This is a genomic window from Janthinobacterium sp. GW821-FHT03A03 (genome assembly GCF_059421435.1).
Map to the genome: position 1 here is coordinate 741383 of NZ_JBWKUZ010000001.1, position 11528 is coordinate 752910.

General features: G+C 63.7%; 12 protein-coding genes. 5 read left to right on the forward strand and 7 right to left on the reverse strand.

The genetic code is table 11. The features are described from left to right. Nucleotides 1-21: 21 nt before the first annotated feature. The 3 genes from AC07VI_RS03355 to AC07VI_RS03365 form a co-directional block, all read right to left on the reverse strand. Nucleotides 22-1302 (reverse strand): TRAP transporter large permease, encoded by a 1281-nt coding sequence (locus AC07VI_RS03355; RefSeq protein WP_086143836.1) that lies wholly within the window; start codon nt 1300-1302, stop codon nt 22-24. Further along, nucleotides 1299-1871 carry a TRAP transporter small permease gene (locus AC07VI_RS03360; protein ID WP_086143835.1) on the reverse strand — a complete coding sequence of 191 codons (573 nt, stop codon included), beginning with the start codon at nt 1869-1871 and terminating at the stop codon, nt 1299-1301. Before AC07VI_RS03360 ends, AC07VI_RS03355 begins: the two co-directional genes overlap by 4 nt. 117 nt (nt 1872-1988) lie before the next feature. Beyond that, on the reverse strand, nt 1989-2981 hold the full coding sequence (locus tag AC07VI_RS03365) for a TRAP transporter substrate-binding protein (RefSeq protein ID WP_086143834.1): 993 nt from the start codon (nt 2979-2981) through the stop codon (nt 1989-1991). Between the two features lie 145 nt (nt 2982-3126). Here AC07VI_RS03365 and AC07VI_RS03370 point away from each other — a divergent pair, with 145 nt between their 5' ends. Both AC07VI_RS03370 and AC07VI_RS03375 read left to right on the forward strand, forming a co-directional pair. Next, on the forward strand, nt 3127-5160 hold the full coding sequence (locus AC07VI_RS03370) for a PAS domain S-box protein (RefSeq protein WP_226935417.1): 2034 nt from the start codon (nt 3127-3129) through the stop codon (nt 5158-5160). A gap of 23 nt (nt 5161-5183) precedes the next feature. Then, entirely contained in the window at nt 5184-5768 is a 585-nt protein-coding gene (locus tag AC07VI_RS03375; RefSeq protein WP_086143832.1) for a response regulator transcription factor, read from the forward strand. 15 nt (nt 5769-5783) lie between these two features. Here the strand turns inward: AC07VI_RS03375 and AC07VI_RS03380 are convergent, their stop codons facing one another. The 3 genes from AC07VI_RS03380 to AC07VI_RS03390 form a co-directional block, all read right to left on the reverse strand. Beyond that, nucleotides 5784-6290, reverse strand: coding sequence for a hypothetical protein (locus AC07VI_RS03380; protein ID WP_086143831.1), 507 nt, complete (start codon nt 6288-6290; stop codon nt 5784-5786). 155 nt (nt 6291-6445) lie between these two features. Beyond that, on the reverse strand, nt 6446-7273 hold the full coding sequence (locus AC07VI_RS03385) for a siderophore-interacting protein (protein ID WP_086143830.1): 828 nt from the start codon (nt 7271-7273) through the stop codon (nt 6446-6448). A 22-nt stretch (nt 7274-7295) separates the two neighbouring features. After that, nucleotides 7296-7997: a PadR family transcriptional regulator gene (locus AC07VI_RS03390; protein ID WP_492995708.1), complete on the reverse strand. Its 702-nt coding sequence runs from the start codon at nt 7995-7997 to the stop codon at nt 7296-7298. A 146-nt stretch (nt 7998-8143) separates the two neighbouring features. Here AC07VI_RS03390 and AC07VI_RS03395 point away from each other — a divergent pair, with 146 nt between their 5' ends. Beyond that, entirely contained in the window at nt 8144-8488 is a 345-nt protein-coding gene (locus AC07VI_RS03395; protein WP_157792421.1) for a DUF3052 family protein, read from the forward strand. Nucleotides 8489-8495: 7 nt separating this feature from the next. Here AC07VI_RS03395 and queG read toward each other — a convergent pair whose 3' ends face one another. Beyond that, nucleotides 8496-9587: a tRNA epoxyqueuosine(34) reductase QueG gene (gene queG / locus AC07VI_RS03400; RefSeq protein WP_086143827.1), complete on the reverse strand. Its 1092-nt coding sequence runs from the start codon at nt 9585-9587 to the stop codon at nt 8496-8498. Nucleotides 9588-9665: 78 nt separating this feature from the next. On the opposite strand from queG, the gene tsaE reads away from it, so the two are divergent. Both tsaE and AC07VI_RS03410 read left to right on the forward strand, forming a co-directional pair. Beyond that, nucleotides 9666-10154 carry a tRNA (adenosine(37)-N6)-threonylcarbamoyltransferase complex ATPase subunit type 1 TsaE gene (tsaE, locus tag AC07VI_RS03405; RefSeq protein WP_086143826.1) on the forward strand — a complete coding sequence of 163 codons (489 nt, stop codon included), beginning with the start codon at nt 9666-9668 and terminating at the stop codon, nt 10152-10154. Continuing rightward, nucleotides 10118-11515 carry an N-acetylmuramoyl-L-alanine amidase gene (locus AC07VI_RS03410; RefSeq protein WP_086143825.1) on the forward strand — a complete coding sequence of 466 codons (1398 nt, stop codon included), beginning with the start codon at nt 10118-10120 and terminating at the stop codon, nt 11513-11515. Before tsaE ends, AC07VI_RS03410 begins: the two co-directional genes overlap by 37 nt. Nucleotides 11516-11528: the final 13 nt, after the last annotated feature.

Genomic DNA, 11528 nt, shown 5'->3' on the forward strand with positions numbered 1-11528 from the left:
GCCATGACGGGGACAACTGTTTTAGTTGTAAATTAAATTTGGCAGCCACAGCGAGATTTGTGGTACGTAGGTAATCAATCCGAGGAAGGCGAGCATCGTCAGCAGCCACGGCATCACGGCCACGGTCAGTTCCGAAATGCCCATCTTGGTGATGCCGGACGCCACGTACAGGTTCAAGCCCACGGGCGGATGGCACATGCCCACCTCCATGTTGACCACGATCAAGATGCCGAAGTGCACAGGGTCGATGCCCAGCTTCATGGCGACGGGGAACAAAATCGGCGCCATGATCAGCACGATGGACGACGGCTCCATGACGTTACCCGCCAACAACAGCAGCACGTTGACCACCAACAAGAAGCTGATCACACCCAGGCCCTTGCCCGTGATCCACTCAGCCATTGCCTGCGGGATGTTTTCGCTGGTCATCAGGAATGAGAACAGCACGGCGTTGGTGATGATGTACAACAACATCGCCGACATGGCGGCCGAATCGAGCAAGACCTTGCCCACCTGCTTGAGCTTCAAGTCCTTGTAGACGAAGACGGCGATGAAGAAGGCGTACACGGCGGCCATGGCGGCCGCTTCCGTCGGCGTGAAGGCGCCCGAATAGATGCCGCCCATGACGATGACGATCAGGAGCAGGCCCCAGGCGCTTTTCTTGAAGGTGACGAAACGCTCGCCCCAGCTGGCCTTCTGCATGCGCGGATAGTTATGCTTGCGCGCCAAAAACCACGTCGTCAGGCCCAGCAGCATGGCCAGCATCATGCCGGGAATCACACCGGCCATGAACAGCTTGCCCACGGAGGTATTCGTGCTGACGGAATACATCACCATCACGATCGACGGCGGTATCAAAATGCCCAGGGCGCCCGAGGTGGTGATGACGCCGGCGCCGAAACCGCGCGGATAGCCCTGCTTGACCATGGCCGGCAGGATGATGGAGCCGATCGCCACCACGGTGGCGGGGCTGGAGCCGGACACCGCGGCAAACAGCGCGCACGCCATCACGCCGGCCAGCGCCAGGCCGCCATGCCAGTGGCCGACCATGGAGCTGGCGAAGTTGATCATGCGCCGCGCCACCCCGCCATGCGTGAGGAAGTTGCCCGCCAAAATGAAAAACGGGATGGCCATGATCTCGAACTTCTCGATGCCCGTGAAAATCTTCAGGGCCACCGATTCGATGGGTACGCTGGTCATGGTGAACAGGAACGTCAGTACCGTCAGGCCCAGCGAAATGGAAATCGGCATGCCGGTCAGCATCAGCGCCAGCAGCAACACAAAAATAATCAGCGCGTTCATGCCTTGGCTCCTTTTTCTTCCGCCGTCAATTCCTCTTCCAGCCCCTCGACGTGCGAATGATCGTGTTTCGGCAGGGCGCCGGTCTTGATGAAATGCACCATTACCTGCAGGAAACGGAAGCACATCAGGTAGGAGCCGAGCGGCACGGCCAGGTAAACCAGCCACATGGGGATTTCCATATCGGCCGAGGTCTGGTCCGTGTGGCCGATCGACCACACGAAGCTGGCGCCCAGGGTCCCGACGATGCCCGTAAACAGGGCGCCGGCGGCCAGGCCGAAGACGATGAAGCGGTCGCGCCAGCGCGGGTTCATGCGGTTGATCAGGACGTCGACGCCCACGTGGATGCCGGTGCGCACGCCATACGCGGCGCCGAACTTGGCCATCCAGACAAACATATAGATGCACAGTTCCTGGGCCCAGCTGGTATTGATTTGAATCAAAAAGTCTTGCAGGCCCGGTATCGGCAAGCCTGCCAGGTAGCGGTGCACGACCGCCACGAAGATGATGAAGGTGGCTGCGCCCATCAGGGTCGCGATCAGCCACTCTTCCAGGTGATCCAGAAATTTCATGGTGGACTTTCAAAGAATGCGGGTACGCTGACACCCGCGCAGGACGCGCAGGTGCCGTTGCTACAGAAAGACAGGGAGGTCCCTGAAAGCCGTGCCCGGTGGCGCGGCCAGCGCTGCTTACTTCGCGCTTTCCTTGTTGATGGCCGAGATCAGATCCTTGCCGATGCGCCCTTCCATGGCCTTCTGCACGGGCGCCAGCGCCTTGCGCCACTCGGCCTGTTCCTGCACCGTCAGCGTGTAGATCTGCGTCTTGCCCGCTTTCTTGATGGCGTCGAGGGCCTGGTCGTTGTCGCGCTGGGCGATGGCTTTTTCAAACGTCGTCGCCTCGCGCATGGCTTTTTCCAGCTGCGTGCGGATCTCGGGCGGCAGGCCGTCCCAGAACTTCTTGTTGACGATGACGGCATAGCCCAGGTAACCGTGGTTCGACACGGTCACGTGCTTTTGCACTTCATGCATCTTTTGCGTGTACATATTCGATGGCGGATTTTCCGTGCCGTCGACCACGCCCGTCTGCAGCGCCTGATACACTTCCGAGAAGGCCAGCACCTGCGGATTGGCGCCCAGCGCGCGCATCTGCGCGTCGAGCACCTTGGACGACTGGATGCGCATCTTCAGGCCCTTGAAATCGGCCGGATTGTGCAGCGGCTTGTTGGCCGACATCACCTTGAAGCCATTGTCCCAGTAGGCCAGGCCCGTGATACCCTTGGGTTCCAGCTTTTTCAGCAGGCTCTTGCCGATCTCGCCTTCGGTGACGTTGTACAGCGCCGTCTTGGTGGGGAAGATGTAGGGCAGGTCGAACGCTTCGAATTCCTTCACGCCCAGCGGACCGAACTTGGCCAGCGACGGCGCCAGCATCTGCACGGCGCCCAGCTGCAGGGCTTCGAGTTCCTCCTTGTCCTTGTACAGCTGGCTGTTCGGGTAGAGTTCGACCTTGACCTTGCCATTCGTGGCTTTTTCAGCCAGCTGCTTGAAACGCTCGGCGGCCTGGCCTTTCGGCGTGTCGGTCGCCACGACGTGACTGAACTTGATGACGATGGGCGCCTGCGCGTAAGCGTGCACGCCGGCGGTGGCGCCGATGGCCGCGCACAGCGTGACGAACAGGGTTTTCATTGGTGGCAGTTGCATTTTTGTCTCCTGAATGGTGTTTGAAAAAACTTTATTATTTGTCTACTTGAATATTGTGCCAAAGAAACTGCCTCGGCTATTGTGGTTAACCACAATAGCCGGCTCCCGATAAGCCGCTACCCTGCCAGCCATGCCGACTCCCCCCACCCTTGCGCGCCGCTTCAAGCTATCGAGTCCGATGCGCTGGCTGCTGCCCGTCATCCTGCTGCTGCTGTTCCTGTCCATCCTGTTCTGGCTGCCCTGGCAGGCGCGCCAGATGGAGAGCAACGAGCGCCAGGAGCAGCTGATCGCCGACACGCTGTGGGTGGAGCAGACCATCCGCTTCCAGCTGGCGCGCAACGAGGAAAGCCTGTTCAATCTGGGCGTGGACATCGCCAGCGGCTCCCTGTCGGTGGAAAAAGTGCACGAGCGGCTGCAGCAGATGCTGCGCAATGGGCGTGAGCTGCAGCGCGTGCTGTGGCTCGACACGAGCGGCAAGGTGCTGGCCACCAGCGACAGCAATCTGCCGCATGCACTGGCGTTTTCTTCCGCCTCGCTGACGGCGGCCGACAATGCGCGGCGCCTGCACCGGGGCCAGTACGCCCAGCCGTCGCAGCAGACGGGCTTTCCCGACGCGCCGCCGGGCGCCATGCTGATGGACTATCACCAGCCCGTGTTCGAGGGCCAGCGCTACGTGGGCAGCCTGGTGGCCACTTACCAGATCAGCAGCCTGCTCGATGAAATGGTGCCGTGGTGGTTCGCCCAGGATAACCAGATTTCGCTGATCGACCGCGACGACAAGGTGCTGGCGCGGCGCGCCGCGGCCGGCCCGGGCCACGGCGTGTACACGCACAAGCGCGCGCTCGACGTGCCCGGCGCCACCATCACCCTGTTTACCGACAGCGTGAAAAGCCAGCCCAAGCTGCTGCCGAATCTGCTGGTCGGTTCCGTCATCGCCCTCTCGCTGGGCCTGCTGTGGAGCTTGCTGGCCCTGTGGCGGCATATTTCGCGCCGGCTGACGGCCGAAAGCGCACTGCGCCAGCAGATGCTGTTTCGCACGGCGATGGAAAACTCGCTGGTGACGGGCATGCGCGCGCGCGACCTGGAAGGAAGAGTCACCTACGTGAATCCCGCGTTCTGCCAGATCGTCGGCTATCCGCCCGAGGAAATCCTCGGGCGCCTGCCGCCCATGCCCTACTGGGTGCCAGAGGCGCTGGAGGAATACCAGCAGCGCTTCGTCAAGGCCCTGGCCGGCAATCCGACGCCGCAGTTCGAAACCTATTTCCAGCGCCCGGACGGCACGCGCGTGCCCGTGCTGATCTTCGAAGCGCCGCTGGTGGACAAGAACGGCCAGCAGACGGGCTGGATGGGCTCAGTGCTCGACATCTCGGACCGCAAGCGCGTCGAGGAACTCAATCGCCAGCAGCAGGAAAAACTGCAAACGAGCTCGCGCCTGGCTACCATGGGCGAGCTGGCGTCGATGCTGGCGCATGAACTGAACCAGCCGCTGGCGGCCATTTCCAGCTACACCACGGGCGCGCTGAACCTGATACGGCGCGCCATCGACAACGGCGCGCCCGTCGAGCCGACTACCCTGAAACCGGCGCTGGAACAGGCCAGCGCGCAGGCGCAGCGGGCCGGCCAGATCATCCGCAGCGTGCACGATTTCGTGCGCAAGAGCGAGCCGCAGCGCCAGGATATCGCCATCCGCACCCTGATCGACGGCATCCGCGCGCTGATCGACCTGCAGGCGCGCAAATACTATGTCACCATCCAGGAAGAGCTGCCGCCGGACCTGCCGCTGCTGCGCGCCGACCCCGTGATGATCGAGCAAGTGCTGCTGAACCTGACGCGCAACGCCATCGAGGCGATGCAGGATGCGGCGCCGGGACGGCGTATCATGCGCCTGCGGGCCAGTCACGACGCGCAGCAAGGCATGGTGACGGTGGACGTGATCGACCATGGCCACGGCATCCCGGTGGACGTGGCCGAGCGGCTGTTTTCGCCGTTTTTCTCGACCAAGTCCGAAGGCATGGGCATGGGCCTGAACATCTGCCGCACCGCCATCGAATTTCACGGCGGCGCGCTGACCTTCGGCGCCAATCCCGCTGGCGGTACCATCTTTACATTCAGCGTGCCGGCCGCGCCGCGCGCGCCGCACCAGGCAATAACGAATAACGAATAACGAAACGACAAGCCGGAGACACCATGCTACACATTATCGACGACGAAGAAGTCGTGCGCGACTCCCTGTCCTGGCTGGCCGCCTCGCGCAGCATCGAGGCGCGCAGCTACGCCAGCGCGCAGCAATTCCTCGACAGTCTCGACGGCAGTTTCGACGCCGCCGGCGACTGCGTACTGCTCGACGTGCGCATGCCCGACATGAACGGCATCGCCCTGTTCGACCAGCTGGTCAAGCGCGACCTGACGGCGCGCCTGCCCGTGATCTTCCTCACCGGCCACGGCGACGTGCCGATGGCCGTCGACAGCCTGAAACGGGGCGCCTTCGATTTCTTTGAAAAGCCGTTCAACGACAACGACCTGATGGACCGCGTGCAGCAGGGCCTGGCCAACTCGCGCCAGGCGGGCGAACTGGCCGCCGTGCACGCGCGCCTGGCCACCCTGTCGACGCGCGAACGCGAAGTGCTGGACCTGATTCTGGCGGGCAAGATGAACAAGGTGGTGGCCGACAAGCTGGGCATCAGCATGCGCACCGTGGAAGTCCACCGCGCGCACATCTTCGACAAGATGCAGGTCAAGACGGCGGTGGAGCTGGCGGGGTTGTTGAAGTAAGCGTGGCGCGGACGCTCAGCGCGTCAGCATGACGTTGGAAACCTTGCCGTCCGCAACGATGACTTCCGTCGTCAGGATTCCGCCCTGCTTGCTCTCAATGGGGGTGAATGCGCCTGGATAAAACACGGACCAGCTCACGTTGGTGGTAACGTAGTAGGTGCCATCGGGGACCTGCGTGAATTCGAACCTGCCGTCGCTGTCCGCCACGGTGGTGCGGTCATAGTCACGGATCTTCGGACTGACGGTGCCGACTACCTGGCGCTTGTACAGCGACGCAGGCAGCATGGCCAGCTTGCGCGCATATTCCGTCTTCGGACGCAGGGTGACTTTTTCGCCGCCGGCCTTCTTGAACTCGCCCCCCTTGGTCTTCATGAAGGCCTGACCCTTGACGCCGCCGCTGCCGGTGTTGCTCAAGGCGTCATATTCCGCCTGCTGGTATTCCGGCATGACAACCGGCGGGCGCGGGGTCGAGCACCCCATCAGCACCACGGCCAGCACGCTCAAAGACAGTAATTTCAACATTTTCCCCTTGAATATTATTTCTATAAAAAAATAATTATATGCAATTGGAAAATTAAAAACCAGACAATAAGCGCGTCGCCGCCAGCCAGGGCGCCGCGGCCGTGTTCAGGCGTCAGCCGGGCTGGCGCTGCGCGCATCACCCGGCACCGCCATTGCTACTCGTCGTGATGCTCGTGGTGCTCGGCCGCCCCATGCTTCCAGTAGCTGGCCACGTGCAGATGCTGCTTCGGCACGCCGGCTTCAATGAAATGCCCGCGCAAGCCCTGTACCTGCGCATGCTCGCACGCCACCCACACGTAGCCGTCGCCGTTCTGCGGCAAGACCACCTTCGCCAGTTCCGCCAGCAGCAAGGCGCCGCTGCGGCCATTGCGCGCCACCCAGCGCACGTCCAGCTGCGCCGCACTGTCCAGCGCGACCTGCTCGCCGTCTTCGACGATGTCGATCACGGCAATCGCGCGCGCCGTGGCCGGCAGCTGTTCCAGGCGCCGGGCGATGGCCGGCAAGGCCGTCTGGTCGCCCACCAGCACATACCAGTCGAAATCGAGCGGCACCAGCATGGAGCCGCGCGGGCCGCCCACGCCCAGGGTCTGGCCGGGCGCCGCTTGCGCCGCCCAGCTGGCCGCAGGGCCGTCGCCATGCAGCACGAAGTCGATTTCCAGTTCGCGCCGCGCGGCGTCGTAGCGGCGCGGCGTGTAGTTGCGGGCGATGGGGCGGGCGCCCTCGGCATACTGGATGGGATTGGCGCCATTGCCCAGCACGGGGAACACGGGAGTGTTCTCGCCCGGGGCGGGGAAGAACAGTTTCACGTGGTCGTCGTGCGCGGGCGAGACAAAGCCGTCCAGGTCGTCCCCTGCCAGCGTGATGCGGCGCATGTGCGGCGTCAGCTGCTCCGTGCGCACGACGGTGAGCACGCGCAGTTTCAAGTCATGCCGCACGCGCTCGATGGCATGCGGGCGTGGTGTTGCAGGTGAGGCAGTAGTCATTGCTTGTCCTTGTAAAGTGGGCTCAGTGGCTGTCGACGATGGCGTTGGCCGCCTGTTCCAGCACGGCCGATACGCGCTCGGCTTCCGCCTCGCTCCAGTTGGTCTTGTTCAGCAAGAGCGCATGCTTGAGGGTGTGCATGGCCTGGCGCACGCGTTCGGGCAAGGCGTTGCGCGCCTGGACGCGGGCAAACATGTCGAGGCGTGCCAAGATGCCGTCCACCTGGGCGCGGTTCTCGTCGAGGTAGGCGCGGCCCAGCTCCGTGATCGTGTAGAGCTTCTTGCCGCTGGCGCTTTCGCCTGACGTAACGTAGTCCTGCTCTTCCAGCAAGGTCAGGGTCGGATACACGGCGCCCGGGCTGGGCGCATACGCGCCGCCGCAACGCTCTTCGATGGCCTTGATGATTTCATAGCCGTGGCGCGGGCTGATCTCGATCAGCGCCAGCACGATCAGCGGCAGGTCGCCGCGGCCGAAGACGCGCTCGGCCCGTTCGCCGCGTCCGCCCCGGCCACCGGGGCCGCCATGGCCCATGCCGTCGCCGCGCTCGTCGAAGCCGCGCGGGCCGCGGCCGTGCAGATGGTAGTCGCTGCGGTGCTCATGGCGGTGTTCGTGGCGCTGCTCGCCGTGATGGTGGCGCTGCTGGCCGCAATGGCCGTGATGGTGGTGATGGTGGTGATGGTGGTGATGGCCGCCGTGGCCGTGTTCTGCGTGGTGTGAGTTTCTCATGTTTTCTCTTTAAAGATATATCGTTAGTAGGTATCGTCATTTTATAACGATATATCGATAAGTCAAGGAGAAATTTGTTATGCTCGTCTTTTCCCAATCGACACGCCCATGCCATGCCTGAAAAAACCGTTGCTGAAAAAATGTATGTGAAAAATGCTCAGGCCCTGGCCGTGCTCAATGATGGCGGCGAGCACGCCGCCCTGCTGGCGCAGTTGCCGGCCGAACGGCGGGTGGGTGAAGGAGAGCGCGCCGACTGGATACTGCTGTTCGCGCGCAGCCGCGCGGAACTGGAGCAGTTTCTGCCGACGGCGCAGGGGCGCCTGGCGCCCGGCGGCTCGGTCTGGGTGGCCTACCGCAAGGGCGGCGTGAAGGCGGGCAGCGACATCCACCGCGACGATATCCGCGGCTTTGCGCAAACCGTGGGGCTCGACAGCGTGGCGATGATCGCCATCGACGCCGACTGGTCGGCGCTGCGCCTGAAACAGGCTTGAGAGGGTTTTAGGCGATGCCGTGCAGGGCCAGCGCCCATTCGACATGTTCGCGCACGATGGCCGACGGGTGCGCGCGGCGCGACAGCAGGGCCGCGACGATGTCGGCCTGCCCTCTGGCCTTGGCGGCCGCATTGCCCATGCCGACGGCCAGATTGCGCAGCCAGCGTTCGTGGCCGATGCGACGGATCGCGCTGCCTTCCATGCGGCGGTTGAATTCCTCTTCCGTCCAGGCGAACAGCTCCACCATGCCGGCGCTGCCCAGGCTGTGGCGCTCGTCGAAGTCGGGCACCACGGCGCGCTGGGCGAACTTGTTCCATGGGCAGACGGTCTGGCAATCGTCGCAGCCGTACACCTTGTTGCCGATCAGGGGACGCATCTCGACGGGAATGGCGCCTTTCAGCTCAATCGTCAGGTAGGAGATGCAGCGGCGCGCGTCGAGCTGGTACGGCCCCAGGATGGCCTGCGTCGGGCACACCGTGATGCACGCCGAGCACTGGCCGCAGCGCGGCGTTTCAGGCGGGTCGACGGGCAGCGGCACGTCGATGAGGATCTCGCCGAGGAAAAAGAAGGAGCCGCCCTGGCGGTTGATCAGCAAGGTGTGCTTGCCGCGCCAGCCCAAGCCGCCCTTTTGCGCCAGTTCCACTTCCATCACGGGCGCCGAATCGCTGAAGACGCGGTAGCCGAAGTCGCCGATCTCGCCCTTGATGCGGTCGGCCAGCTGCTGCAGGCGCGAACGCATGACCTTGTGATAATCACGGCCGCGCGCATACACCGAGATCACGGCCGCCGCGGGATCGGCGTCGCGCGCCGCCTCGTGCGCGCGCCAGTCCGGCCCCAGCGCCGGCGGCAGGTAATTCATGCGCGCGCTGATGGCGCGCACCGTGCCGGGCACCAGTTCGGCCGGGCGGGCGCGCTTCATGCCGTGGCTGGCCATGTAGTCCATTTCGCCGTGATACCCTGCATCGAGCCAGGCCTGCAAGGGCGCTTCCATGTGCGACAGGTCCACGTCGGCGATGCGCACTTCGGCAAAACCCAGCTCGCGCCCCCATTCCTTGATGGTGCGCGCCAGGGAGGCGAGATCGGTGGTGGTGGCGGACATAGGGGACTTTACGGAAAACGGCAGGCGCGCGGGCGGTTACAATAACGGCAGCCTCCATTTTATGCGATACCGAAGATAATGACCGAACACTTCATAGCCCACCTCCACGACGAAGCCGGCACGGCCGCGCTGGGCGCCGCATTGGCGCGCGCGCTGGCGCCGGGCCTGGCGATCTACCTGCACGGCGACCTGGGCGCCGGCAAGACGGCCCTCACGCGCGCCCTGCTGCACGCGGCCGGCCATGCGGGCCACGTCAAAAGCCCCACCTACACCTTGTCCGAACCGTACACGGTGCAGCTCGGCGGCCAGAGCGTCAACGTCATCCACTTCGACCTGTATCGCATGGGCAGCGCCGAGGAATTTCTCGACGCGGGCTTTCGCGAAGACTTCGACGGCCGCAATATCTGCATCGTCGAATGGCCGGAGAAAGCCGAACCGGTTCTGCCGCCTGCCGACCTGAATGTTTATTTGAGCGTTGCGGGTACAGGACGTGATGTAGAATTGCAAGCGTCTTCTGAATTGGGTCTGTCATGCCTTCACCGTCTCAAATTCGCCCCGAACCTTTGATCTCCTCGCCCATCACCCGGCGCACGGTGCTCAAGGCCGGCGGCACCCTGCTGTTGTCCGTGTTCGCGCCCATGTCGGCGATGGCGGCGCAAATTCTCGCCGTGCGCGTCTGGCCGGCCGAGGACTACACGCGCGTCACCCTGGAAAACGACAGCATCCTCAAGGCGACCCACTTCATCGTCAAGGACCCGGAACGGCTGGTAGTCGACATCGAAGGGCTGGAACTCAATCCCACGCTCAAGGGCCTGGTGGCGAAGATACAGTCGAACGACCCCTACATCAAGCAGGTGCGCGTGGGCCAGAACCGCCCCAACGTGGTGCGCCTGGTGTTCGACCTGAAGGAAGAAGTCACGCCGCAGCTGTTTACCCTGCCGCCGGCCGGCTCCTACAATCACCGTTTGATCTTCGACCTGTATCCCGTGCGCGAGCCGGACCTGATCGCGCAGATGATCGAAAAGGGCGACTGGTCGAGCGATCCGGCCAAGCCGCCCATGGCCGGCACGCATACGCCGCCGCCCGCGCTGCCACTGCCCGACAGCGGCAAGGCGCCGGCGGCCGTGGCGCCGCCGGTGGCGTCCATCGTGCCGCCCGTGCCCGACGTCCGCCCGGAACAGCGCCCGGAAGCGCGCCCGCTGCCGGGCCAGAAGGTGGTGCGCATGATTACCATCGCCCTCGACCCCGGCCACGGCGGCGAGGACCCGGGCGCCATGGGCAGTAAAGGCAGCCGCGAGAAAGACGTGGTGCTGGCCATTGCCAAGCGCCTGAAAACCAAGCTGGAACTGCAGCCGAACATGCGCGTCATGCTCACGCGCGACGCCGATTTCTTCGTCCCGCTGGGCATGCGCGTGGAAAAGGCGCGCAAGGTGCAGGCTGACCTGTTCGTCTCGATCCACGCCGACGCCTTTATCCAGCCGACGGCACGTGGCTCGTCCGTCTTCGTGCTGTCCGAAAAAGGCGCCACCTCGACGGCCGCGCGCTGGCTGGCCAACAAGGAAAACCAGGCCGACCTGATTGGCGGCGTGAACGTCAAGAACCACGACAAGCAACTGGCCAGCGTGCTGCTCGACCTGTCGACGACGGCGCAGATCAATGACAGCATGAAGCTGGGCAAGGCCGTGCTGCGCGAAATCGGCGGCATCAACCGCCTGCACAAGGGTTCCGTCGAGCAGGCCGGCTTCGCCGTGCTGAAAGCGCCGGATATTCCTTCCATCCTGATCGAAACGGCCTTCATCTCGAATCCGGAAGAAGAAGCCAAGCTGACCGACAACGGCTACCAGGACCAGATGGCCGACGCCATCGTCACGGGCATCAAGAATTACTTTGCGAAGAATCCGCCGCTGGCGAAAAGCCGCCTGACCTGACATGAAAGCCTAG